The organism is Sedimentitalea sediminis, assembly GCF_042687825.1.
GTDB lineage: Bacteria > Pseudomonadota > Alphaproteobacteria > Rhodobacterales > Rhodobacteraceae > Sedimentitalea.
The window spans coordinates 247,485-271,368 of sequence record NZ_JBHUQE010000003.1; the positions used below are offsets into that span (position 1 = coordinate 247,485).

Consider the following 23,884-nt stretch of genomic DNA (forward strand, 5'->3'; position numbering starts at 1 on the left):
TGCCTCAGGGGCAGTAACGTGATCGCACACCGGTCTGCAGATAGATCGTCGACCGGTTCGGTTGGGCCGGATCGGCCGTTCCGGGCGGTGCCGGCTCGCCCAGCAGAAAGGGCGCGCCGCCGGGCGGCCCAAAACGCGCGCGACCGCCGGTCGATTGGCCGCTGTGCGGTTGCGGATCCCGCACCAGTCGGGTGCGCAGCGACTGACAGATGAACAGGTCGGTGACCCAGACCGGTGCCTTGTCCCCGGCGGATCGAATTTCCACCAGATGTCCGGCCTTGATGCCGGGACCGCGCAGCGCAAAGGTCAGTGGCCGGGTCAGTTCGAGTGCGTCTGCACCAGCCCCGTCGCCGGGCGAAAAGCGCAGTCGGAACCGGCCCGGCGGGACCAGAACCCGAAAGAACGCGCCTCCCGCGACATAGGCCGCCAGCGCGGCATCCCCGGTTTCGGCATCGATCAGCGTCAGGACGAAATCCTGCCCGGCCGGAGACTTGACCTGCAGCGGAAAAACCGCGGGCAGGCCGCTGCGGTTCCAGATCAGCCCGGCCTGCCGGGCCGCCGGCGGATCGCCCGTTTCCATCGGAGCGGCCAGCACCGGCAGCGCGCAGATCAGCGCCAGCAGCAGCGGCCAGGCCGCGCGGCCTCCGATCCGGCCGGCACAGGTGCGATATGGTCGCGGCATCGGCTACCTCCTGTGATAGCGCGGAAAGTTTAGCACGCGTGCGGACCAAGCGCAGAGCTATAAAAAAGGGGCCGCAGATGCAGCCCCTTTCACCGGATCAATTGCCCAGGTCCTAGAACAGAAAATCGTTGGCCTGCAGGCTGGCTTCGGTGACGCCGGTCAGGGTCAGGGTGTTGCCTTGCCCGTCATCGATCACCAGGTTTCCGGCCACGTCTTCGGTGTGGTTGGCCCGCAGATCCGCATAGCTGGTGATGCTGGTGGACGCGCGCATGTCGATGCGGTCTGCCGTGTTGAAATCGGTGATCGTGTCGGTACCGGTCGAGAACACGAACGTGTCCGAACCCAGCCCGCCGGTCAGGATGTCGTTATGGGCGCCGCCATCCAGCCGGTCGTTGCCGCCGCCGCCCTTGAGCTGGTCATTGCCGTTGCCGCCCTTGACATCGTCCGCACCGTGCACGTTGTTCTGGCTGTGGTCATAAAAGATGTCGTCGCCATCGCCCAACCGCACGATGTCCTTGCCCTTGCCGCCCCAGACCTTGTCGTTGCCGTCACCACCATAGATCGTGTCGTAGCCGTCGCCCCCGTACAGGCGATCATTGCCGACACCGCCGCGGATCAGATCCATGCCGGCTTCGCCGTAAAAGATGTCGGCACCGCCGCCGCCATTGATCGTGTCATTGCCATTGCCGCCCCGGACGGTATCGGCGCCATGCACATTGTTCTGGCTATGGTCATAGAACGTGTCGTTGCCATCGCCCAGGAACGCCGTGTCCTTGCCCTTGCCGCCCCAGACCTTGTCATCGCCGGCCTCGCCATGGATGGTGTCGTATTCATCGCCGCCATACAGCTTGTCATTGCCGACACCGCCCCGGATCAGGTCCTCGCCACCTTCGCCATAAAAGATGTCAGCACCGCCGCCGCCANGTTGCCGTCACCACCATAGATCGTGTCGTAGCCGTCGCCCCCGTACAGGCGATCATTGCCGACACCGCCGCGGATCAGATCCATGCCGGCTTCGCCGTAAAAGATGTCGGCACCGCCGCCGCCATTGATCGTGTCATTGCCATTGCCGCCCCGGACGGTATCGGCGCCATGCACATTGTTCTGGCTATGGTCATAGAACGTGTCGTTGCCATCGCCCAGGAACGCCGTGTCCTTGCCCTTGCCGCCCCAGACCTTGTCATCGCCGGCCTCGCCATGGATGGTGTCGTATTCATCGCCGCCATACAGCTTGTCATTGCCGACACCGCCCCGGATCAGGTCCTCGCCACCTTCGCCATAAAAGATGTCAGCACCGCCGCCGCCATTGAACGTGTCATTGCCGTTGCCGCCCCGGACGGTAGCGCCGCCATGCACGTCGTTCTGGGCATTGTCGTGGAAGACGTCGTTACCGTCGCCCAGAAACACCTTGTCTTTGCCGTCGCCGCCCCGGACGGTAGCGCCGCCATGCACGTCGTTCTGGGCATTGTCGTGGAAGACGTCGTTACCGTCGCCCAGAAACACCTTGTCTTTGCCGTCGCCGCCCCGGACGGTAGCGCCGCCATGCACGTCGTTCTGGGCATTGTCGTTGAAGACGTCGTTACCGTCGCCCAGAAACACCTTGTCCTTGCCGTCGCCGCCCCAGACCTGGTCGTTGCCGGCCTCGCCATAGATCGTGTCGTACTAGCCGCCGCCATACAGCTTGTCCTTGCCGACACCGCCGCGGACCAGGTCCTCGCCAGCCTCGCCATAAAAGATGTCGGCACCGCCGCCGCCATTGAACGTGTCCTTGCCGTTGCCGCCCCGGACGGTAGCGCCGCCATGCACGTTGTTCTGGGCATTGTCGTGGAAGACGTCGTTACCGTCGCCCAGAAACACCTTGTCCTTGCCGTCGCCGCCCCAGACCTGGTCGTTGCCGGCCTCGCCATAGATCGTGTCGTACTGGCCGCCGCCATACAGCTTGTCATTGCCGACACCGCCGCGGATCAGGTCCTCGCCAGCCTCGCCGTAAAAGATGTCGGCACCGCCACCGCCATTGAAGGTGTCATTGCCGTTGCCGCCCCGGACGGTGTCGCCGCCATGCACGTTGTTCTGGGCATTGTCGTTGAAGACATCATCGCCATTGCCCAGGAACACCTTGTCTTTGCCGTTGCCGCCCCAGACCTGGTCGTTGCCGTCGCCGCCATGGATGGTGTCGTAGTCGTCGCCGCCATACAGCTTGTCATTGCCGGCCTCGCCCCGGATCGTGTCCCGGCCCGCGTCGCCGCGCAGCTGATCCGCGCCGGCCAGACCGTTGATCACGTCATTGCCCGCGCCGCCACTCAGCGTGTCATTGCCAGGCGTTCCGGTGATCACATCGTTTTCGGTCGAGCTGGAATTGGGCAGTCCGGCAAAGGAAATCGTCGCGCCCGGCGCAAAGGNACCGCCATTGAAGGTGTCATTGCCGTTGCCGCCCCAGACCTGGTCGTTGCCGGCGCCGCCATGGATGGTGTCGGAGTCGTCGCCGCCATACAGCTCGTCATTGCCGACACCGCCGCGGATCAGGTCCTCGCCAGCTTCGCCGTAAAAGATGTCGGCACCGCCACCGCCATTGAAGGTGTCATTGCCGTTGCCGCCCCAGACCTGGTCGTTGCCGGCGCCGCCATGGATGGTGTCGGAGTCGTCGCCGCCATACAGCTTGTCATTGCCGGCCTCGCCCCGGATCGTGTCCCGGCCCGCGTCGCCGCGCAGCTGATCCGCGCCGGCCAGACCGTTGATCACGTCATTGCCCGCGCCGCCACTCAGCGTGTCATTGCCAGGCGTTCCGGTGATCACATCGTTTTCGGTCGAGCTGGAATTGGGCAGTCCGGCAAAGGAAATCGTCGCGCCCGGCGCAAAGGGTCCGGACGTGACCGGCCCGATCGACGTGGCAGATTGCTCGAAATTCGCAAAGGCCTGGACCGGGTCGGCCTGGTTGGCGAAATCGGGCAGGGTGGCGCCGCCCAGCTGGAAATACCAGTCGGTCGGGGCCACCCCGATCGGCGGGTCGCTGGCAAAGGCCAGGATGACGCTGGTCTTGCCGTTCCAGACCACCTGACCCAGTTCGCTGATCGTGGAATCGGCGATGGCGCTGCCATCAATCGTGGCGTCGATAAAGTCACTGGCGGTGATGTCCACCTCGGGGATGTCATCGGGCGGGTTGGTTTCCAGCGAATACGTAAAGGTTCCATCGCTGGCCCCACCCAGGATGACTTTCAACGTCGTCGTGGTGATGCTCGCGATATCGTCGTTCAGGTCGTAGTTCACCCGGGTTCCCTGAAGCGTATATGTCGTCATGATTGCATCATCCTCTGCATGAATATCGTCACTGATCGTGGCTGCGGGCAAAACCCTAACGGGAGGTTAGCGAACAGGCAATTCTGAACTGGGATGCCCAAAAAAACCACCGCTTGGGTGAAATCGCGGGGTTCAAAAGCGATCTGGACCTGATGGCCCGGCCCGTCCGGTGCCGCACAGAGTACCGGATCGGGCTGGCCGAGGCCAGCGGCACGGCGGTGCGCCTGGCCGATTGCACTCAGTCCGAGCGGGGCAGCCGGTCGGCCTTTTTGCGCACCAGAACGCTGCGCAGATCGTGCATTGCCAGCAGCAGCGCGTCGGTGACCTGTTCCAGTTCGGCATCGCTGGCCCGGGACTGGGCCCAGTGCGCGGTGGCGTTCAGATGGTCCACCGTGCGGTGAATATCGTCGATGTCGCGCCGGGCCAGCAATGTCCGGCGCTCGTCCATCCAGTCCTTGATCCGGCTCTGATCGGCGTCGGTCAGGATACGGTCACCATGGGGTTTGATCTCGCCATTGCGGATATTCACCACGGCAATCTGATCCAGCGCGATCCGGCGCTGGCGGTTTTCGGTGTCGACGCGATAGACAAAGGCGCCATTGTCACGCACGCGAAAATAATAGTCGGGCAGTTCTGCGGTCATGGGCGATCCCCCCGAGATGAGGCGTCGCCGGTCACGTCAGCGCGGCGCAAAAGGACTGGATGCGGCGACAGGCTTCGGTCAGCGCCGTGTCCGACGTGGCATAGCTGACCCGGAAATTCGGGCTGAGACCGAAGGCCGCGCCAAACACCACCGCGACATTCGCTTCGTCCAGCAAGGCGGTGGCAAAGACTTCGTCGTCGCTGATGACCGTGCCCTTGGGGCTGGTCTTGCCGATCAGCCCGGCAATGGACGGATAGACGTAAAAGGCCCCCTCGGGCGTCGGACATTCGATGCCGTCGATTTGGGACAGCATCGACACCACCAGATCGCGACGCCGCTTGAACACCGCATTGTTGGCGGGCAGGAAATCCTGCGGCCCGTTCAGCGCCTCGACGGCAGCCCATTGGCTGACCGAGCAGGGGTTGGATGTGCTTTGGCTCTGGATCTTGCGCATCGCGGCGATCAGCGGTTCGGGGCCAGCAGCATAGCCGATGCGCCACCCGGTCATGGCATAGGCTTTCGAGACCCCGTTGCAGGTCAGGGTGCGATCGTACAGGCCCGGCTCGACCTGGGCCGGGGTAACGAATTCGAACCCGTCATAGGACAGGTGTTCATACATGTCGTCCGTCATGACCCAGACATGCGGATGCCGCATCAGAACATCGGTCAGTTCCTTTAACTCCTCGCGGGAATATCCCGCACCGGTGGGGTTGGACGGCGAATTAAAGATGAACCACTTGGTTTTCGGCGTGATCGCCGCGTCCAGCTGATCGGCGGTCAGCTTGAACCCGGTCTGGATCGATGTTTCGGCCACCACGGGCTCGCCGCCGGCCAGCAGCACCATGTCGGGATAGCTGACCCAATAGGGCGCGGGAATCACCACCTCGTCGCCGGGGTTCAGCGTCGCCATCAGGGCGTTGTACAGAATCTGCTTGCCACCGGTGCCGACACTGACCTGCGCCGGGACATAGTCCAGCCCGTTGTCGCGCCGCAGCTTGGTACAGATTGCCTGTTTCAGCTCGGGGATGCCATCGACGGCGGTGTATTTCGTGTGACCGGCCTCGATGGCGCGCACCGCGGCCGCCTTGATGTTGTCCGGCGTGTCGAAATCCGGTTCGCCCGCGCCCAGGCCGATGACATCGCGCCCGGCCTCCCTGAGTTCGCGCGCTTTGTTGGTCACCGCGATGGTCGGCGACGGTTTGACGCGGGACAGTGTCGCAGACAGAAAACTCATGGCGTCCTCGGTTTGTATCTTGGGTCCGACTGTCATAGGTTGCCGCCGACAACCGATCAAGCAGGATCGGGCTCGACGGAAAGGAGAGCGAACATGAATGACCAAGACACCGACTGGTACGGACCCGATGCGGCCACCTTTGGTGACCGGGTGGCCGGCGCGCGCGAAGCGGCGGGCATGAGCCAAACCCAGCTGGCGCGCCGGCTGGGCGTCAAGAAAGCGACCCTGACCGCCTGGGAGGACGACCTGTCCGAACCCCGCGCCAACAAGCTGTCGATGCTGGCGGGGTTGTTGAACGTCTCGATCAAATGGCTGTTGACCGGCGAAGGCGACGGCATGACGGCCCCCGTGGATGTTTCCGACACGCCGTCGGATTTTGCCGCCATCCTGTCCGAACTGCGCGAGATTCGCGCCGCCATGCGCACCAATGCCGAACGCGCCGCATTGGTCGAGAAAAAGCTGCGCCTGCTGGTGCAGGCCGAGGCATGAGCGAATCGCACGAACACCGCATCAAGCGTCTGAAAATGCGCTCGATGCGGCGGGGCATCAAAGAGATGGACCTGATTCTGGCGGCCTTTGCCGAGGCCAATCTTGCCGCGATGAACAGCGCCGAACTGGACCGCTATGACGCGCTGCTGCAGGAAAATGACCAGGATCTCTACCAATGGGTCACAGGGCGTGGAGATATCCCGGCACGCTATGCCGATCTGCTGTGTGACATCTCGCAAACGTTTCAAAAACAATAACAATTCCGTTTAACTGATTATTCGGTTTTTATCGTCAGTCTCAGGCTCAAGCAGTTCGAGTCGGAGAAACGGATGAGTATGGAAATGCAGATGGGTCCGGTGACCCGCAAAGGGTTCATGACCGGGTATCTTGAGGCGCTGGCGCTGGTGGAACGCCTGCATCGCCTGTTGCTGGATGTGATCAAGGACGAATTCGAGCGGGTTGGTGTGCTGGAGATCAACGCGGTTCAGGCGTTGCTGCTGTTCAATATCGGCGAGAATGAGGTGACCGCCGGTGAATTGAAGAGCCGCGGCTATTACCAGGGCAGCAATGTCAGCTACAACCTCAAGAAGCTGGTCGAGATGGGCTATATGCATCATCAGCGCTGCGAGATCGACCGCCGGTCGGTACGGGTCAAGCTGACTGCGCGGGGGCGCGAAATCCGCGATATCGTGGCTGCGCTGTTCTCGCGTCATGCCGAAGGGCTGGAAGGCAAGGGTGTGATCAGCGCCGAGGGGATCGAGGATATCACCGGCTCGCTGAAACGGGTCGAACGCTATTGGACCGATCAGATCCGTTATATCTATTAGAGATCCATTTGCGGTCGCCAGGCCGGGCCGGACCACCTGAAAGGGCGGGTATCCTCGGTACAGGCAGCAGGCTTTCGAGCAGAACGGGCGATACGGGCTCGTCAGGGTGTGAACCGCAAGGGTTCGCACCCTTTTCTCGGGTCGTGTACCGGGCGGTGGGTCACGAGCGACGGCGCTGCGGCGCAAAACATGTCGGACACGCGGTTTGGCCAGCTCTTGTGCCGTATGTGATGCGCTGAGCGTTTCGCGAATTCGGGCAAACGGTTTTGCGCCGCTGCTGGCGCAAAACTTTTCTGGACCCAGATCCCGCTTGCCACAGTTGCCGCATGTACCCTTTCCCGCATGTTCAACAGGGGGCCGTACCGCAACGCCGAACCGGGCTGGGCAGCGGCGCTGACTCTGCGATTGCTGGTCGGTCTGGCCGGACGCGCCGCGCCCTGAGGTCGGCCAAAGACACCGGATCACGGCGGAGCGGCATCTCCGATCACCTGAAAGGACAATTCGCGCTCGAGCTTGCGGCGCATTGCGCGTTCGAAATCCTCGAACCCCTGTGCGATTTCGAGAAAGGCACCGGGGCCGTGCAGCACTTCGGTGCGGTAGAACTCGATCAGATCGACCTCGGCCTCGAATTCGCCGGCATTGACCACCAGCCCGTTGACGGTCACGCCGGCAAAAGGAAATTCGGCATAGGCCCGGTCCGGGGCAAAGCCCTCGTTGTTGCGCCCGTCGCCGGCGATATCGAGCGTCCGGAACAGGCAGGACGGTGCGCGTTGCAAAAGCCCGGCACCATAGCCCAGGGCATAGCCCACCGCGGTCGGATGGTCGTTGTGGCGCCGCCGTGATCGGGCAATGGTCTCGGCCGCGTCCAAAAGGGCCGCGCGGCTGTCGATCATCCGCCAGTCCAGCAACAAAACCTGATTGTACCGGCCGCTCCATTCATAGACGGCCAGAGCCACCGGCAGGTCGCTGGCAAAGAACGCGTCTGCGACCCGGGGCGCGATCAGGGCCGCCGCCAGGCCGTTGCGCTGCAGGCTGTCCTCGGCGGCATTCACCGACGAGGACACGTCCAGCGCCAGGGCCAGCGCCAGCCGGCATTCCGCGGCGGCCGGACCGGCGCAGACCCCGCACAGCGCCAACAGGCGCAACAGTGGCAAAAGCCAAATCCTTTGCACCGAACCCCTTTCTGCTACCAGTGGCCGGCGTTTTCCATGCTGACCCAGGGCTCGGCCGGGGGCAGGGGATCGCCTGCCTGCAGCAGCTCGATCGAGATATTGTCGGGTGAGCGGACAAAGGCCATGCGTCCGTCCCGGGGCGGGCGGTTGATGGTGACGCCATTGTCCATCAGGTGCCGGCACAGGTCATAGATATGGTCGGTGCGATAGGCCAGATGCCCGAAATGCCGGCTGTCACTGGGCAGGCCGTCATCGCCATCCCAGTTCCAGGTCAGTTCTATGGGACATTCCTCTTGCCCGGGGGCGGCCATGAAAACCAGGGAATATCGGCCGGCCTCATCGTCGCGTCGCCGGATCTCTTGCAGCCCCAGCAACTGGAAAAAGGCGATGGACCGGTTCAGGTCGGTGACGCGCACCATCGCGTGAAGATATCTTATGGCCATGCTCCCTCCGATCTGCGCCAAAGCTTAGCGCGTTCGCGGCATGGAACCAGAGGCAAGGCGGACACCCGGTCAGAATTTCGATCCGACGCCCAGCGACAAGGACAGATCGCGCGACGAGAAACGGCTGAAATTCGAGTTTTTCCGCCCGGTCCGCAGGCGCAGCGTCGGTACGAAACCGGCATAGTCATAGCGGTCGAAAATCAGCGTCAGATCGCCATACAGGGATGTGTCGGTGCGCCGGGTCGGCGGAATGAACAGGCTGGCGATATAACGGTCATAGCGCGTATAGCCCATGACCAGCCCCATCGACAGCCGCGCCGGGCCGACCGCCCGGGCCAGCGTGTAGGTGGCGCGCATCGAGGCCGAACTGTAGGTGCCGTTGACACTGTTTGCATCGGCATCGCGCAGCGCCAGTTCCAGCCCCAGCACGTTGCCGTTGCCCAGGGTTCGGAAATAGTCGACCCCCAACCCCAGAATCCGGGCGTCGTTGGCGTCAGACTGCGCCTTGTATCGCTGTTCGGCATCGGCCCGCAGCGCCAGCCGGGCGCCATCGTTCAGCCGCCAATGACGCCGCCCCGCGAGTCGCGCAAAACGATAGCTGCGCTCGCCGCCATACCAGCTTTCGCCCAGGGACAGCGACACTGACGCGCCGCCGGACTGTTCGGCAGGCCCCACGGCAAAGGCATGGGTCAGCGTCACCGCGCCATAGGTCGAGGCGAAATCCGAGCCGGTGGCCTGAGGTGCCCGGCTTTTGGCATCCGAGGACAGGGCCACGCGCTCGACATAGAACCGGGCGCCCAGCGACGTGGTGCTGTTCTGGGTCCTGTGCAGCCGGTAGGACGGCGCCAGATCCAGCGTCCCGATCAGGCCCGACAGGGCCAGGGCGCCGCCGCTGATCGTGCCGCCGTCGGGCACGCCGTCGATGATGTTCAACGACGTGTCCGAACCGTTGTTGACATTGTTGGAGGGGCGCAGATCGGCTCTAAGACGCAGCGACCAGGGGTTGACCCGACGCAACAGCCGATAGTCGCGCGCCACCAGCTTTTCGTCGGCCTCGGTCGGGGCATGGATGGCGGTGCGGCGCAGCCACAGCTGCGCCAGGCTATACCGGTGGGCCTGAAAGGCCATGCGCGAGGCCAACTGCGCGGCCTCGAACCGGGCCGGACCCGGATCGGCATAGCGATAGGACAGGGCGGCCGCGCGCCGCGCCAGATCAAAATCGTTCAGCCGGGCATGCCCCCTGGCGATGATGAAATAGGCCAACGCATCCTTTGGATCGGCCTGCAGCAGGCCCTTGGCCAGACGAATGGCCAGCCGCGGCTCGTCGTCTTCAAGGGCCCGGATGGCCAGGCCACGGGCCTGTTCAAGGGTCAGTTCGACCCGGTCATGCGCTTGCGCGGCGACAGGCGGCGCGGCGGCAATAGCCAGCAGGGCCGCCAGCCATATCGTGATCGCAAGGGATCCGAACCAGGTTCGGGCGTCGGCCCCTGCACGGCAGATCGGCATTGAGCAAGCCTTTAGTTGCTGCGTTCAAGGACGAACAGCCCGTATTCTTCTTCATTATCCAGCCCGTCGACGTGATCCTTGGCAAACAGCCCGCCGGCCACGGCATTGGACTGCGTTCCGCCAAAGGTGCCGCCATATTCGCCCTTGTTCTGCTTGGCGACGGTCACGCTGCCGGAAAAGGTGCCATCCTCGCCGATGTCCGTTGGCGCGATTTCCAGTTCTTCCAAGTCGAGATCCCGATCCACGTATTTGCGGTTGTAGATCAGACCCTTGACCCGGTTGTTGGAAAAGTCCGCATCAATGCGGGCGTCGCCATGGACCCGTGCGGCCTGACCCGGGGTGATCGCCGGATCGGTGCCCGGGGGCACCGGCAGCAGAACCGATCCGTTGTCCGGATAATTCATCAACCCGATATACTCGCCGTCATACCGGATATCGGCATTCTGTGTGTTGGCCGCAGGACGGTCGAACCCGCCAGAGCGGGAATAGGTGGCGCCGCCGTTGTAATAGCCGTCCAGCCCGCCGGTCACCACCAGCACGCCCTGGGTGCCGCCGATATCGCGGGCATAGGCGGTGGAATGGGTGCTCAGCGCATCCGGCTGGCGGGTAAAGGCCTGATACTGGCCGCCGGGCGTGTCCAGGCTGTCCGTGCGGGTATAGGCGACCGGCAGGGGGGTGCCGTTGAACGCCACACCGGTTACCACCAGCGTCGAATTGTTGGGATCGTTGGGGTCGGGAACGTAGGTGGCCGCGTCCAGATCGCTGGAAACGGCCGCCGGAATGTTCGATCCGCCGCCGGGTGTGGAATCCGGGTCTTCGGTATCCAGAAACGGGTTGGGTCCGCTGCCGCAAGCCGACAGGACGGATGCCGCCGCAATGCCTATCCAGATCCTCTGCATGTTCCTTGCCCCTCGCGCCGATTTTTTTCCGCCAGCGTCCCCGGTTCGGTAAAGAAAGTCAACGCAAATACACGCAAAACGAGAATTCAGTAGCCGGGCGCGGCCACGATATGGCAGTTTCCGTGGGCTGCAACCCAAGATATAGTAAGTGGCACAACAGATTCTGCCGGGGAAAGGAACGCCTATGCCGCTGTCGTCTGAACAACAGGCCGAAATCGAGGAACTGCGCGCCGACCCGCAGCCGACTCTGCGCGTGGTTGCGCCGGGGATGGAGCAGCACCTGTATCAGGCGCGGCCGGTGCTGGACCACGGATTCGTGCGTGTGATCGACTATATGGGCGACGATGCGGCGATCTGCCAGGCGGCACGGGTCAGCTATGGCAAGGGCACCAAGAGCGTGCAGAATGACGAGGGCCTGATCCGGTACCTGATGCGGCACTGGCATTCGACCCCGTTTGAAATGTGCGAGATCAAGCTGCATGTAAAGCTGCCGGTTTTCGTGGCGCGGCAGTGGATTCGCCACCGCACCGCCAATGTCAACGAATACTCGGCCCGCTATTCGATTCTGGACCGCGAGTTCTATATTCCAGCGCCGGAAAACATCAACGCGCAGTCCGTGGTAAACAATCAGGGCCGGGGCGACGTGTTGCAGGGCGCGGATGCCGATCGGGTTCTGCAGATCCTCAAGGCGGACTCGGCGCGCTGTTACGACAATTACGAGACGATGATCGATGAGGATGGTGTCGGTCTCGCCCGTGAACTGGCGCGGATGAACCTGCCGGCCAATATCTACACGCAATGGTACTGGAAAGTGGACCTGCACAATCTGTTCCACTTTCTGCGGCTGCGCGCGGACGCCCATGCGCAATACGAGATCCGCGTCTATGCAGAGGCGATCTGCGAGATGGTGGCCGATTGGGTGCCGGCGGCCTATCGCGCATTCGAGGATTACCGCATGGGCGCCGTGTCGATGTCGGCCCAGATGGTCGAATGTCTGCGCCGGATGCTGGCGGGCGAGACTGTGACTCAGGAAAACTCTGGTATGTCGGCTCGGGAATGGCGGGAATTCGAAGCTGTGATCCGCTAGGCCGTGCACCCGCGCCGCCGGATCGGCCACTGGCCCGGCTCTGTGCGAGCGGCTGCTTTTCCCGGTGGAACCGGAGTTCTCTCGGGGGTTGTGCGGATGGGTTCTCAAAGCAATTATTAAGTGAAACCAAGCTGATAAAGCACAATTTAATGAGGGATAAGGTCAGTTTTCGACCTTTCTGGTCTGGACACGACTCGAGATAGGCGAAAGAATTCACGCATTGGTGACTATGCCTGTCGTGAGTGGTGGGCTGAATTTTTTAGCATGATATTTCGGCGGCCTGACGGGTGTTGCGTCAAGCGGTGCAGGGACGGGAAATCGTTCGCGCTGCGACAACGGAACGAAACCGAGGGTCGCCGAATATTCCGCGCCGTCGCCCGGACATCCTAACCTGTACAGAGATTGACAAAAGCAGATCGACACCGATGTCGCTCTGGCGAGCGATGTTCCATGGCATCACGATGCTGCGTTCAACGGCGCGGCGATCCGTTCCGTTCCGGTATCACGCGGCCCGTGTCAGCCCACTCGTTTTCCCAGTCGCTGCAGCAACTGACACCCGCCGCCGCGCGGGCGCGGCAGGCATCCGAATGTCGGTCGGCCGATCTGGCCGACGCCCTGTCTTTTTATCTGCGTCCCCTTGTGCAGACCCGGTTCAAGTCAGACACCGAACCGGGCGCGGCAGGGAATGTGGTTACAACAGCTTGAGATTTCCGGCCATTTCCCGGCCGTCCCGGCCCTCTTCCAGATCATAATTGACCTTTTGATTGTCCGCCAGGCCGGTGAGGCCCGACCGCTCTACGGCCGAAATATGTACAAAGACGTCTTTGCCGCCGGTGTCAGGGGCGATGAATCCGTAGCCTTTTGTCGTGTTAAACCATTTCACGGTGCCAGTCGGCATTTCCCGTGTCTCCTTCTACTTTTCTTTCCGCCCCGAAATCGCGAGGCCCGTGCCAGCACGATCTTCGATCCTGCGTCCGGGCCAATTGAGTGGAACGGTCACACAATGGAAGGTTGTACTGCGACCTAGGATCGCATGACGCGGTGAAAAATCAAGAAAAAGGGGCTGCATCGCCGGCAAATCACCGATAATTTCCCATCTGGAAACGGAGTTCTGCATGATCATCTATGGTCTAAAAAACTGCGATACATGTCGCAAGGCCCTGAAAAAGCTTACAAATGCGAGTTTTGTCGATATCCGCGCACAGGGTGTGCCGCCGGATGTGATGCGCGCAGCGCACGAGCGGTTCGGCGACGCGCTGCTCAACCGGCGCTCGACCACCTGGCGCGGGTTGGATGCGGATCAGCGCGCCCGCGCGCCTCTGGAACTGATGCGCGATCACCCGACGCTGATGAAAAGACCTCTGATACAGGTTGAGGGGGAATTGTTTCTGGGCTTTGGCAAGGACGTGCAGGCGGCCCTTGGCGGGGCCTGATCCGGTGCCTATGTCCAAGCGGTCAACAGGAGAACGCATATGCGCAACGCCGCACTGGTATTAGGAGTGATTGCCGGGGTCGTCGGCATGGTGATCGGGTTTTTCAGCTATGGCTATACGGCGGCAATCGAGCAGTGGGGCGAGATTGACGGACTGGCCGTGCAGGTCGCCGATGTCGATCTGATCCGGGCGACGTCGGTGATCGCGCCGATGCTGGCCATCGCCGGCGGTGCGATGGCGCGGGCACGGGCCCTTTGGGGCGGCATTCTGCTGCTCCTGTCCGCGGCGGGGATGTATCACGCCTTTGGCTTCAACGTCTTCACCATGTTCCCGATCGCCTTTGCCGGGGTGGCCGGTCTGCTGGCCGTGGCGGCGGGCAAACCGGACGAGGAAAAGGCGCATTTCTGACCCGATGGCGGCTGTGCCCCCGGGCGCAGCGGTCAGGACAGGCGGCCCAGGTACCGGTCCAGCGACAGCGGCCCGGCGCCCTTGATGACGATGATCAGCAGGACCGTGACCCACAGCAGGCGCTGGTCCAGGATCACGCTGTCGGGCACGCCATCAAACCACGCGCCCAGGGTCTTGGCATCGGTGGCGCCATGCCCGACGATGTCGGTGGCGGACTGAACAATGACGAAACCGATCATGCCCAGCGCGGCCAGGCGGCTGAACAGGCCCAGCACGATCAGCGCTGGCAGGATGAATTCGGCATAGGTTCCGGCCATGGCGACCAGCCAGTGGAACACGCCCAGCTGCGAGCTGTCATAGCCCACGGCCTCCATGGCACGGGGAAAAATCTGGACATAGGCGCCGTCCGAGGGCGAGAACAGCCCGAATATTCCGCCGCCCAGTTTCGTCGCCGCCGATTTCCAGAAATAGATCAGCATGACCGTGGCAAAGGTGAACCGCGCCAGCGTCGGCAGGACAATCCCGGACACCCGCTCGAGGCGGTCAAAAAGGGCATTGTGCAGGGAAATCAGGGTGTTCATGGGTCAGTCTTTCGTCTGGAGTGAGGTCAGTGCCTGTCCGGCCAGCAGCAGCGACAGCGTTGCGGTCAGGTCGAAATCGGCGGCTTTGGCCTGGGCGTCGTCCAACGCCGCCGTCAGGGTCGATCCGGCGCCGAGCGCCGCGATCAGGGCTGCCCCCCCCGGCGGCAGCAGATGCGGTTCCGGGTCGAATTCGGGACGGGTGATCACCACATCCTGCGCCACATGCGCCGGTTTCGGCGCATCCGGCTGGGTGTTGAACCGCCAGATGTCAAAGAGCGGCCAGTCCGAGCGCAGCACCTGCAGCGCCGGGGCCAGCGTCACGGTGCTGCGCATCAAGACGTCCGGCGCGGTGCTTGCCAGGCAGTCGGGCGCGATGGCGCGACTGTCAGCGGCGTGATAGGAGCGGCGCAGGGCCAGTTCCAGCCGCGCGACATCGGGTAGATAACCCAGATGCGCCAGTTGCGGCAATCCGGCCAGATAGTCGGGCAGGGCCTGCCCGTAATGCATCAGCAACGGCGATCGCGGCGGATGCGCGCGCAGGAACTGACGCGCCAGCGTTGCCATGTTCTGCCGGCCCAACAGCTTGGTCAGGATCGGAAAGCCGGTCTGCAGCGCCTCGGTCAGAGAAACCGTGACGTTGTTGCGATAGACGTCGAACCGGGCCTGCGCGGCCTGTTTGCGGCCATCGACCAGCCCCGCCGGGGCCGGACGTGCCGGGTCCATCAGGGCGGCGGCGAAAAGGTCCTGGGATACTTTCATGCGGCCACGCGATCAAGGGCACGGGCCGCGCGGGCGGCTTCGTCACGCAGAACCGGCCAGTCGGGCACGTCATTGTCCCATTCCACCAGAACCGGCTTGGCGCCGCTGCGCGCCAGCGTGTAGTCCAACAGTGCCCAGACCGGATCGGCCACGGGATGGCCATGACTGTCGATCAGCAGCGGCGCGCCGTGTTCGTCGCTGTCCTTGTCATGCCCGCCCACGTGGATCTCGCCGACATGCTGCAAGGCAAAGGCGTCAATATAGTCCTGCGGTTGTGTCGCAAGGTTGGTGGCCGAGACGAATACATTGTTCACGTCCAGCAACAGACCGCAGCCGGTGCGCCGGACCAGTTCGGCCAGAAAGTCGGTTTCCGCCCAGCTGCTGTCCTGAAACGCCAGATAGCTGGACGGGTTTTCCAGCAGCATGCGCCGGCCCAGGGTGGTCTGTACCTGATCGATATGCGCGGCCACGCGGGTCAGGGTGGCGTTGGTATAGGGCAGGGGCAACAGGTCGTTCAGAAACGCCGCGCCGTGGCTGGACCAGGCCAGATGTTCGGAAAAGCTGGCCGGGTTCAGCCAGCCAATCAGGTGTTCCAGCCGCGCCAGGTGATCGCCGTCCAGCGGGCCTTCGCCGCCGATGGACAGGCCGACGCCATGAACCGATATGGCGAATTCTTCGGCCAGGGCGCGCAGCTGGGCCAGCGGCCGGCCGCCATCGCCCATATAGTTCTCGGCATGGATTTCCAGCCAGGCCACCGGATCGGGGGCCGCGCGCAGCGCCGCGAAATGCTGGGGTTTGTAACCGACGCCGGGCAGGGCGGGCAGCGACCTGTAGCTGTGCGCGGAATCCTTCATGGCGGACCTGTCGGTTCAGAGCGGAGACGGCGGGCCGGGATCGGCCCGCCAATGCGTTGGCTCAGGCCGGGATGTCGCGGTCCAGCGCGGTCAGCGAACCCTTGCGCGGTGTGCCGTCGGCGGTTGCCGGCAAATCCATGCTCTCGCAGGTTCCGGCTTCGACCAGCGACCAGGCGTTGCCTTGATAATCGACCGTCGATGTACCGGCGCAGGTCGTACCGGGACCGGCGGCACAGTCGTTCTGGCCGGCAAGGGAAACACCATAGCATTTCTCTTTGGACTGGGCGCTGACCGTCGTGGCGGTAGCGGCCAGAGCGGCAGCAACGGCGCTGGCGACGGCCAGGGACTTGGCGGTGTGGGACATCAGAAAACTCCTGTTGAACGATGGCTGGTTACGGTTCGCATTACCGAAAAGGTACGTGCTGCCGGGCGTGCGGTGAAGTCACGAGCCCGTGTTTCACGTCCCCGTCAGGCAGTGTTACGGCCGGACAGGCAATCAGGGTCCTAAATCACCCGCTTTTTGTCAAATGTTTCAATCCGGCCCCTGTGGCGGAGCCGGATTGTTACATCCGCAAGGGACAAATGTTACGCCAACAGATCCGGTGCCGTCGCTTCGCGGCTCAGGGTGGCGGTCACCTCGGCCAGGGGCTGCACGCTGGTACGCTTTTCGCCCAGCCGGCGCAGCGACACGGTGCGCTCTTCGACCTCGCGCTGTCCGACGGCCAGGATCACCGGAACCTTGCCCACCGAATGCTCACGCACCTTGTAATTGATCTTTTCGTTGCGGATATCGGCCTCGGCACGTACGCCGGCGGCCTGCAATTCAGCCACGACCTCGTGCACATAGTCGTCGGCCTCTGACGTGATCGAGGCCACGACCACCTGCCTGGGCGCCATCCAGAATGGCAGCTTGCCGGCATGCTGTTCGATCAGGATGCCGATGAAGCGTTCGAAACTGCCCAGGATCGCCCGGTGCAGCATGACCGGCCGGTGCTTGGCCCCATCGGCGCCGATATAGGTGGCGTCCAGACGTTCGGGCAGCACGAAATCGGCCTGGAACGTGCCCAACTGCCATTCGCGGCCGATCGCGTCGGTCAGCTTGAAGTCCAGTTTCGGCCCATAGAATGCGCCTTCGCCGGGATCCAGTTCGAAATCGTCGGTCACGGTGCGGATTGCCGCCTCCAGCGCGGCCTCGGCCTTGTCCCAGATTTCATCCGAGCCGGCGCGCACCTCGGGACGGGTCGAGAACTTGATGTCGAAACTCTCGAACCCGAGATCGCGATAGACCGCCGACAGCATCTGGATGAACCGCGCAGTTTCGTCCTTGATCTGATCCTCGGTGCAAAAAATATGCGCGTCGTCCTGGGTAAAGCCGCGCACCCGCATCAGCCCGTGCAGCGCGCCCGAGGGTTCGTAGCGGTTGCACGAGCCGAACTCGGCCATGCGCAGGGGCAGGTCGCGATAGGATTTCAGCCCGTGATTGTAGATCTGCACGTGGCAGGGACAGTTCATCGGCTTCAGCGCGTTGATCGACTTTTCGCGGGCATGTTCCTCGTCGACTTCGACGATGAACATGTTCTCCTGGTATTTCTCCCAGTGCCCCGAGGCTTCCCACAGCTTGCGGTCGACGACCTGCGGGGTGTTCACCTCGACATAGCCGTGCCGGCGCTGCTGGCGGCGCATGTAATCCTGCAGCGAGGTATAGACGGTCCAGCCGGCCGGATGCCAGAACACCTGGCCCGGCGCCTCTTCCTGCATGTGGAACAGGTCCATCTCGCGGCCCAGCTTGCGGTGGTCGCGCTTGGCGGCCTCTTCCAGCATGTTCAGATAGGCCCGCAGCTTTTCCTTGCCGGTAAAGGCCACGCCATAGATGCGCTGCAGCATGGCGCGGTCGCTGTCGCCGCGCCAATAGGCCCCGGCGATGCTCATCAGCTTGAACGCGTCGCCGGGCACCTGGCCGGTATGCTGCAGATGCGGCCCGCGGCACAGATCCTGCCAGTGGCCGTGCCAGTACATGCGCAGAGGCTCGTCGCCGGGAATGGCGTCGATCAGCTCGACCTTGTACGGCTCGTTGTTGGCCTTGTAGAATTCGATCGCCCGTTCGCGCTCCCAGACCTCGGTGGTCACTGGCTCGCGCTTGTTGATGATCTCTTTCATCTTCTTTTCGATCAGCCCCAGATCCTCGGGGGTGAACGGTTCGGCGCGGTCGAAATCGTAGTACCAGCCGTTTTCGATCACCGGGCCGATGGTCACCTTGGTGGCGGGCCAGATTTCCTGCACGGCGCGGGCCATGATATGGGCCAGGTCGTGACGCACCAGCTCGTTGGCCTGGGCCTCGTCTTTCATCGTGTGAATGGCGATGCTGGCATCGGCCTCGATCGGCCAGGCCAGATCCCAGTGGCGGCCGTTGACGGTGGCGCTGATCGCCTTTTTGGCCAGCGAGTTGGAAATGTCAGCGGCGACCTGGGCGGCGGTGATGCCGGCCTCGTAGCTGCGTGCATTGCCATCGGGAAAAGTGAGAGAGATTTGAGCCATGTCGGCCTCCTCGTCGGTTTGGCGCCCACTGAACGCCCGGTTGCGGGTTATGTACAAAGGTCTGTTTGGCGAGGCTCCTTGGCCAAGTCAACCGCTGAACGCGGGCGCTGAATACGGTCGTTGCGACCTGTCACACTTGCGAAACAGCGGGCACCCTTTCTGGTCGGCGCAAAGTCCCGCGCCATCGGGAACTTGCCAATATGGACAGTCCCTTTTCTTTGCGGCTAGATGCGACGATGCATTTTGATCGGTATCGAACCGGGAGTTTTTCGAGATGAAATCTGCGCCAGTTCGTCTATTGGCCTGTCTTGCGGTATGCAGCCTCGTTGTCTCCTGCGGCCGCGATCCTGACCTGGTCGGCATCGACAATGCCGAGACGCCTGTCGCCCAGCAGCGCGAGGCTGTGAAACGCAAGGTCTTTATCGCCACAACGCGCGAAGCCTCTGAAGTCACGGCCGTTTTTTATTCCAGGGACCGGGCACCAGAACTGGGATTTGCCTCGGTGGTCGTGTCGATCCCGCCGAACCACCAGCCGGGGCAGTTGGAGCGTCCAAAGCGGCTGCCACCCGACCCGCAGTCCGAATTTGCCGTGGTCGAACCGACGGTCTACGGGACCAGCAATGCCTTTGTGGCGAACATCAACCGCGAACTGGCCAAGCTGCCGCCGCGGGACCGCAAGGTTTTGCTGTTCGTGCATGGCTACAACAACACGGTCAGCGACTCGATCCTGCGCATGGCGCAATTTGTCGAGGATACCAATTTCACCGGGGTGCCGGTGTTGTTCTCCTGGGCCTCGGCCGCCAAGGCGACCCTCTATGTCTATGACCTGAACAGTGCCCTGACGGCCCGTCCGCGTTTGCTGGAAACTGCCAGCGTTTTGAGCAGGACCAACGCGTCTGGCTTTGATCTGTTCGCACATTCCATGGGGTCGATGCTGACCGTCGAGGCGATCGTTCAGGCCAGCATCGCCGGCAAGTACGATGCCAAGAGCCGACTGGACAACGTCATGCTGGCATCGCCGGACATCGACCTGGACCTGTTCAAGTCGCAGCTTGAGCATCTGGCCGAGAAGGACCGGAATTTCTATATCTTCGTGTCAAAGGACGACAAGGCACTGGGTTTTGCCCGACGCATTTCCGGTGGTGTGACGCGGGTCGGTGCGGCGGATGCACAGACGTTGGCACCGCTGGGGGTGACGGTCATCGATCTCAGCCTGATCGAGGATTCGACCTCGGGCACGCATTCCAAATTCGCCGGGTCGCCCGAAGTCGTGCAACTGATCGGCAAAAGTCTGAAGGCCGATCACTACAAGGAGCCGCGCAATCAATCGACCCTGATCGAGGTGCTGGACGGGGTTCCCGTCCTGCATGTTCTGGTGCCCGACTGATCTGATGCGGCTGCGCCCGCCTAGCGGGCTGGGACCGGAACACCCGCGCGGATGGCCTGAGAAAATCCTGAGACCAGCCCGACGGCCCTGGCCTGGGGCGCGATCCGGCCCAGAGCGCGCAGTTCGGCCATCGTATGGCGCCTGTCCAGCGCGCCACGCTCATAGGCATAGTCCGGCAGATAACCGTTCGCCAGCAGCCGCCAATCCAACGGCAGGCCGTTGCCGATGGCATCCATCATCCTGAGTACGACCGTGGTGCAATTGGTGCTGATCGAGTTGTAGAATTCGGGTTGCGCTGCCAGGGCATTGGCATCGCGCACATACTCCCTCAGCAGGGCACGGGCCATTTCCATGGGCACGGACAGACGAAACAGCTGCACATCCTCGCCCCGGACGTTGCTGCGCACACCGACCACATCCTGCTCGACACTGGCAATGATGACCAGCGTATTGGTCTTGAAGAAATCGGCGATTGGCGAGAACCCCCCGCCGACCTCGCGCCGCACCTCGACCGACCAGGCTAGGTACTGACCTTCGGCAAAGCCGAAACTGACGATGAAATGCGCCATGGCCGGTCCCGCCCAATAGGACAGGAACATGTCCACTGATTGCAGCTGACTCAGATCGTAGCGGCGCGTCGTCCAGTTGACGGAATAGTCGTCATCGCTGCGCCAGTCGAATTCCCGGATATTGGTCAACGTCAGCAGATCGCCGTCGATCCGGCCGGTGACCTGGCGGGCGACATCGGGCGACCAGTTGCCCGTGGCCGGGGGGGGGATCGACAGCCACCAGGTCAGCAGGCCGGCAAAGACCAGTGCGAACAGGCCCAGAGCACCGATGCGGCGCGCGCCGAACTGTGCCAGCACGATGGCAGCACCGAACAGGCCAAAGCCGCCGCTGACGGCCATCCGCCAGGTCTCCGGGCCGGGCAGGCGGAACCACAGGGCCAGCGCGCCCCACGCCGTTGCGACCATCACGATCAGGATGACGATTGCGATGGCGGTGTATCTGAAGAGCCTGAGCATGGCCTGCCTGCATTGCGATGCCTCCGGTCTAGATGGGCCCAGGTGGCAGTTCAATCCCGCCGTTCGTCGGGTGTTGCGGCGTCAGGCTTTTCACCGGCTGCGCGGATCGGTAATTGCAGCTTTGGCCCCGGCGTGCATGATCGGCGCAAATCAAGGAGACGACATGACCGAAGCCACATATCTGGACAGTCCGCAGGGACGGCGCATCGCCTATCACTACAGCCCCGGCGCCGGACCCTGCATCGTGTTTTTAGGCGGATTGAAATCGGACATGCAGGGCACCAAGGCGGTGCATCTGGAAACCTGGGCGCGGGCGCGCGGTCAGGCCTTTTTGCGTTTCGACTATTCCGGACATGGCGAAAGCAGCGGCCGGTTCAAGGATGGCTGTATCGGCGACTGGGCCGAGGACAGCCTGGCCGCCGTCAGCGCCCTGACCCAGGGGCCGCTGTTGCTGGTCGGCTCGTCCATGGGCGGCTGGCAGGCGCTGTTGCTGGCCCGCGCGATCCCCGAGCGGATCGTCGGCATGGTCACCATCGCCGCCGCGCCGGATTTCACCGAGGATGGCTATTGGGCAAATTTCACCCCGGCGCAGAAACAGGCGCTGGAGACGGTAGGTCATGTGGAACTGCCTTCGGACTATATGGAACCCTATATCATCACCAGACGCATGATCGAGGACGGGCGGCGGCAATTGGTATTGCGCGCGCCGCTGGCGCTGCCCTTTCCGGTGCGCTGCCTGCAGGGCACCGCCGACACTGCGGTCAGCACAGAAACCGCGCTGCGCCTGCTGGGGCACGCCACCTGTCCCGACATGCGCCTGACGCTGGTCAAGGATGCCGATCACCGGTTCTCGGACGGCCCCTGCCTGGAGCTGATCGAGGCGGCGGTTGCCGACATTCTGTCCGGCCACACCGGCGCGGGCTGAACTTACAACTTGGGGCGCGTCATTTGCGCCGGCCGATCGGAGGCAGGACATGGATCAAAGAATCAGCCTGATCACGCTGGGGGTCGCGGACCCGGCCAGGGCCGCGGTTTTTTACGAGGCGCTGGGCTGGCAGAGGGTCGAAACGCCGGACGGGGTGATCGCCTTTGACCTGATCGGTCAGACGCTGGGACTGTATCCACTGAATAATCTGGCCGAGGATATCGGGGTGCCGGCAGACACGCTCGGCCAGGGGGCGGTGACCCTCGGCTATAACTGCCGGGAAAAATCAGAGGTCGCGACGGTGCTGGCCGCCGCAAAGGCGGCCGGTGCCGACATCCTGAAACCGGCCAGCGACGTGTTCTGGGGCGGGCATCACGGCTATTTCCGGGCGCCGGATGGCAGCATCTGGGAGGTCGCGTTCAACCCCTTTTCACCACTGTCGCCCGAGGGCGCATTTCGCTGGAACGGCTACAGCTGATGCGCCGCCCGGCCAGCATGCGCGGCCTTGAAAATCTGGGCCGGGTGCGCCTGTCGCGGCATTTCTTCATGCGCGATTTCCTGTATTCCGAAATCGGCAATTTTCACACGCTGCAGAACATTCCCGACAATCCGGATCTGGCGATCGAGACCGGGCGGGCCTTTTGCGAAACCCTGATGGACCCGCTGGAAGAGACCTTTGGCCGGGTGGCCGTGCGGTCGGGCTATCGCTCGGCGGCGCTGAACCGGTTCGGCAACGAGAACCGTCTGAACTGCGCGCGCAACGAACACCCGCTGGAATGCCATATCTGGGATCGCGGCACCGGAGAAGCGCGCATTGCCGGGGCGTCGCTGGTCATTCCGTGGTTTGCCGATCAATACGCGCGGGGGCGCGACTGGCGTGACCTGGCCTGGTGGCTGCACGACCATCTGGATTATTCCGAGATCTGGTTCTTTCCCAGGCTCTGCGCCTTTAACCTGGCCTGGCGGCCACAGCCGCTGCGGCGCATCGACAGCTATATCGCGCCCCGGGGCCGGTTGCTGGTCGCCGGGCAGACGCCCGATGAAACGACGGATCAGCGGCGCGCGCGCTATGCCGATTTCCCACCCTTTCGGGGCACGGCGTCACCCATGGCCAGGCGGTGATCAGTAAAGCTTGGCGCGCTCTTCCTTGCTGAGCAGGTGTATGGGGGCCACCGGTGCGCCGCTGGCCGCGTCAAAGAACGGCGTTTGCCGCCAGCGGCCCGACAGGCGCGCCGCGCCCATGCGGGTCAACAGGTTCCAGGCCAGCCGGCCAGCGCCGCGGTGTTTGGACGCACCGCCCGGTTGCGGGATGAAGCAATGCGCCTGGATCGGCCCCAGTTTGGCGGCATCGTCAAGTCGCGCCACACGCACGGCGGCAAAGGGCAGGCCCGGTCGGGCCAGCGTGTTGAACAGCGGCACCTTGCAGCAACCGGCATACCAGCGCAGCGGCCCCTTTGGCCCCAAGCGCAGCACGGCCAGATGTTCCGCGCCGCTGTCCACATGCACCGTGTCGGGTGTGGTCTGATACAGATCGACCCCCTCGGGGCCCGGATCCGGCTGGTTCAGATACAGTTCCGCCGCGCGGCAATCGCGGCAATGGCAGATCAGATGCGTCCCGGCCCTGGGGCCGGCCGGCGAGATGTGCCCACGGATTTGCCCGCATTCGCAGGCAAATCCGATAGTCGCCGGGTCCGCCATCTA

The 23,884-nt window shown here is 63.3% G+C and carries 28 protein-coding genes and 1 pseudogene; 10 read left to right on the forward strand and 19 right to left on the reverse strand.

Going from position 1 to position 23,884, the window contains the following annotated elements; genetic code table 11:
• Positions 1-4: 4 nt before the first annotated feature.
• The 7 genes and pseudogenes from ACFMPD_RS04435 to ACFMPD_RS04465 form a co-directional block, all read right to left on the reverse strand.
• On the reverse strand, positions 5-682 hold the full coding sequence (locus tag ACFMPD_RS04435) for a hypothetical protein (RefSeq protein ID WP_380992205.1): 678 nt from the start codon (positions 680-682) through the stop codon (positions 5-7).
• Between the two features lie 112 nt (positions 683-794).
• Positions 795-1,397, reverse strand: a complete 603-nt coding sequence (locus ACFMPD_RS04440; protein ID WP_380992207.1) for a calcium-binding protein — start codon at positions 1,395-1,397, stop codon at positions 795-797.
• A 36-nt stretch (positions 1,398-1,433) separates the two neighbouring features.
• Positions 1,434-1,586 (reverse strand): annotated as a pseudogene (locus ACFMPD_RS04445) (calcium-binding protein); the annotation flags it as partial.
• Positions 1,556-2,335, reverse strand: coding sequence for a calcium-binding protein (locus ACFMPD_RS04450; RefSeq protein WP_380992323.1), 780 nt, complete (start codon positions 2,333-2,335; stop codon positions 1,556-1,558). The pseudogene ACFMPD_RS04445 and the gene ACFMPD_RS04450, both read right to left, overlap by 31 nt.
• Before the next feature lie 9 nt (positions 2,336-2,344).
• Entirely contained in the window at positions 2,345-3,976 is a 1,632-nt protein-coding gene (locus tag ACFMPD_RS04455) for a calcium-binding protein (RefSeq protein WP_380992209.1), read from the reverse strand.
• Positions 3,977-4,214: 238 nt separating this feature from the next.
• Positions 4,215-4,619: a hypothetical protein gene (locus ACFMPD_RS04460; RefSeq protein WP_380992211.1), complete on the reverse strand. Its 405-nt coding sequence runs from the start codon at positions 4,617-4,619 to the stop codon at positions 4,215-4,217.
• A 31-nt stretch (positions 4,620-4,650) separates the two neighbouring features.
• Positions 4,651-5,853 (reverse strand): pyridoxal phosphate-dependent aminotransferase, encoded by a 1,203-nt coding sequence (locus tag ACFMPD_RS04465; protein ID WP_380992213.1) that lies wholly within the window; start codon positions 5,851-5,853, stop codon positions 4,651-4,653.
• 93 nt (positions 5,854-5,946) lie between these two features.
• On the opposite strand from ACFMPD_RS04465, the gene ACFMPD_RS04470 reads away from it, so the two are divergent.
• The 3 genes from ACFMPD_RS04470 (at position 5,947) to ACFMPD_RS04480 (ending at position 7,169) form a co-directional block, all read left to right on the forward strand.
• On the forward strand, positions 5,947-6,342 hold the full coding sequence (locus tag ACFMPD_RS04470) for a helix-turn-helix domain-containing protein (RefSeq protein ID WP_380992215.1): 396 nt from the start codon (positions 5,947-5,949) through the stop codon (positions 6,340-6,342).
• The gene (locus tag ACFMPD_RS04475) at positions 6,339-6,599 is read left to right on the forward strand and encodes a succinate dehydrogenase assembly factor 2 (RefSeq protein ID WP_380992216.1); all 261 of its coding nucleotides are present in this window, start codon (positions 6,339-6,341) and stop codon (positions 6,597-6,599) included. The genes ACFMPD_RS04470 and ACFMPD_RS04475 overlap by 4 nt, the downstream gene beginning before the upstream one ends.
• 72 nt (positions 6,600-6,671) lie before the next feature.
• A complete protein-coding gene (locus tag ACFMPD_RS04480) occupies positions 6,672-7,169 on the forward strand; it encodes a MarR family winged helix-turn-helix transcriptional regulator (protein ID WP_380992218.1) in 498 nt (165 codons plus the stop codon).
• Between the two features lie 461 nt (positions 7,170-7,630).
• On the opposite strand, the gene ACFMPD_RS04485 is transcribed toward ACFMPD_RS04480, so the two are convergent.
• The 4 genes from ACFMPD_RS04485 to ACFMPD_RS04500 form a co-directional block, all read right to left on the reverse strand.
• A complete protein-coding gene (locus ACFMPD_RS04485) occupies positions 7,631-8,317 on the reverse strand; it encodes a DUF1194 domain-containing protein (protein WP_380992325.1) in 687 nt (228 codons plus the stop codon).
• A gap of 38 nt (positions 8,318-8,355) precedes the next feature.
• Positions 8,356-8,784 carry a VOC family protein gene (locus ACFMPD_RS04490; protein ID WP_380992220.1) on the reverse strand — a complete coding sequence of 143 codons (429 nt, stop codon included), beginning with the start codon at positions 8,782-8,784 and terminating at the stop codon, positions 8,356-8,358.
• Positions 8,785-8,853: 69 nt separating this feature from the next.
• Positions 8,854-10,290, reverse strand: coding sequence for a tetratricopeptide repeat protein (locus tag ACFMPD_RS04495; RefSeq protein ID WP_380992222.1), 1,437 nt, complete (start codon positions 10,288-10,290; stop codon positions 8,854-8,856).
• A gap of 11 nt (positions 10,291-10,301) precedes the next feature.
• Complete coding sequence (locus ACFMPD_RS04500) at positions 10,302-11,189, reverse strand: thymidylate synthase (RefSeq protein ID WP_380992224.1); 888 nt, start codon at positions 11,187-11,189, stop codon at positions 10,302-10,304.
• A gap of 184 nt (positions 11,190-11,373) precedes the next feature.
• Between ACFMPD_RS04500 and thyX the strand changes: the two genes are divergently transcribed.
• A complete protein-coding gene (gene thyX / locus ACFMPD_RS04505; protein ID WP_380992226.1) occupies positions 11,374-12,276 on the forward strand; it encodes an FAD-dependent thymidylate synthase in 903 nt (300 codons plus the stop codon).
• A 691-nt stretch (positions 12,277-12,967) separates the two neighbouring features.
• On the opposite strand, the gene ACFMPD_RS04510 is transcribed toward thyX, so the two are convergent.
• Complete coding sequence (locus ACFMPD_RS04510; protein ID WP_380992228.1) at positions 12,968-13,174, reverse strand: cold-shock protein; 207 nt, start codon at positions 13,172-13,174, stop codon at positions 12,968-12,970.
• A 217-nt stretch (positions 13,175-13,391) separates the two neighbouring features.
• Here ACFMPD_RS04510 and ACFMPD_RS04515 point away from each other — a divergent pair, with 217 nt between their 5' ends.
• Together ACFMPD_RS04515 and ACFMPD_RS04520 are read left to right on the forward strand one after the other, a co-directional pair.
• Positions 13,392-13,709, forward strand: coding sequence for an ArsC/Spx/MgsR family protein (locus ACFMPD_RS04515; RefSeq protein WP_380992230.1), 318 nt, complete (start codon positions 13,392-13,394; stop codon positions 13,707-13,709).
• Positions 13,710-13,748: 39 nt separating this feature from the next.
• On the forward strand, positions 13,749-14,117 hold the full coding sequence (locus tag ACFMPD_RS04520) for a hypothetical protein (RefSeq protein WP_380992232.1): 369 nt from the start codon (positions 13,749-13,751) through the stop codon (positions 14,115-14,117).
• Between the two features lie 32 nt (positions 14,118-14,149).
• On the opposite strand, the gene ACFMPD_RS04525 is transcribed toward ACFMPD_RS04520, so the two are convergent.
• The 5 genes from ACFMPD_RS04525 to thrS all read right to left on the reverse strand — a co-directional run bounded on the left by ACFMPD_RS04525 (position 14,150) and on the right by thrS (position 18,846).
• A complete protein-coding gene (locus tag ACFMPD_RS04525; protein ID WP_380992234.1) occupies positions 14,150-14,698 on the reverse strand; it encodes a DoxX family protein in 549 nt (182 codons plus the stop codon).
• Positions 14,699-14,701: 3 nt separating this feature from the next.
• Positions 14,702-15,457 (reverse strand): HvfC/BufC family peptide modification chaperone, encoded by a 756-nt coding sequence (locus tag ACFMPD_RS04530; RefSeq protein WP_380992236.1) that lies wholly within the window; start codon positions 15,455-15,457, stop codon positions 14,702-14,704.
• Positions 15,454-16,311, reverse strand: a complete 858-nt coding sequence (gene bufB / locus ACFMPD_RS04535; RefSeq protein WP_380992238.1) for an MNIO family bufferin maturase — start codon at positions 16,309-16,311, stop codon at positions 15,454-15,456. Before bufB ends, ACFMPD_RS04530 begins: the two co-directional genes overlap by 4 nt.
• Positions 16,312-16,372: 61 nt before the next feature.
• Positions 16,373-16,675 (reverse strand): BufA1 family periplasmic bufferin-type metallophore, encoded by a 303-nt coding sequence (locus tag ACFMPD_RS04540; RefSeq protein ID WP_380992240.1) that lies wholly within the window; start codon positions 16,673-16,675, stop codon positions 16,373-16,375.
• Between the two features lie 221 nt (positions 16,676-16,896).
• Complete coding sequence (gene thrS / locus ACFMPD_RS04545) at positions 16,897-18,846, reverse strand: threonine--tRNA ligase (protein WP_380992242.1); 1,950 nt, start codon at positions 18,844-18,846, stop codon at positions 16,897-16,899.
• Positions 18,847-19,120: 274 nt separating this feature from the next.
• On the opposite strand from thrS, the gene ACFMPD_RS04550 reads away from it, so the two are divergent.
• On the forward strand, positions 19,121-20,233 hold the full coding sequence (locus ACFMPD_RS04550) for an alpha/beta hydrolase (RefSeq protein WP_380992244.1): 1,113 nt from the start codon (positions 19,121-19,123) through the stop codon (positions 20,231-20,233).
• A gap of 20 nt (positions 20,234-20,253) precedes the next feature.
• On the opposite strand, the gene ACFMPD_RS04555 is transcribed toward ACFMPD_RS04550, so the two are convergent.
• On the reverse strand, positions 20,254-21,258 hold the full coding sequence (locus ACFMPD_RS04555) for an Lnb N-terminal periplasmic domain-containing protein (protein WP_380992246.1): 1,005 nt from the start codon (positions 21,256-21,258) through the stop codon (positions 20,254-20,256).
• A gap of 163 nt (positions 21,259-21,421) precedes the next feature.
• Between ACFMPD_RS04555 and ACFMPD_RS04560 the strand changes: the two genes are divergently transcribed.
• The 3 genes from ACFMPD_RS04560 to ACFMPD_RS04570 are packed head-to-tail and all read left to right on the forward strand — an operon-like array spanning position 21,422 to position 23,305.
• The gene (locus ACFMPD_RS04560; RefSeq protein WP_380992248.1) at positions 21,422-22,183 is read left to right on the forward strand and encodes an alpha/beta hydrolase; all 762 of its coding nucleotides are present in this window, start codon (positions 21,422-21,424) and stop codon (positions 22,181-22,183) included.
• Between the two features lie 49 nt (positions 22,184-22,232).
• Positions 22,233-22,661, forward strand: coding sequence for a VOC family protein (locus tag ACFMPD_RS04565; RefSeq protein ID WP_380992250.1), 429 nt, complete (start codon positions 22,233-22,235; stop codon positions 22,659-22,661).
• A 17-nt stretch (positions 22,662-22,678) separates the two neighbouring features.
• Positions 22,679-23,305, forward strand: a complete 627-nt coding sequence (locus ACFMPD_RS04570) for a hypothetical protein (protein WP_380992252.1) — start codon at positions 22,679-22,681, stop codon at positions 23,303-23,305.
• On the opposite strand, the gene ACFMPD_RS04575 is transcribed toward ACFMPD_RS04570, so the two are convergent.
• A complete protein-coding gene (locus ACFMPD_RS04575) occupies positions 23,306-23,881 on the reverse strand; it encodes a DUF6151 family protein (RefSeq protein WP_380992254.1) in 576 nt (191 codons plus the stop codon). It abuts the gene before it with no gap.
• Positions 23,882-23,884: the final 3 nt, after the last annotated feature.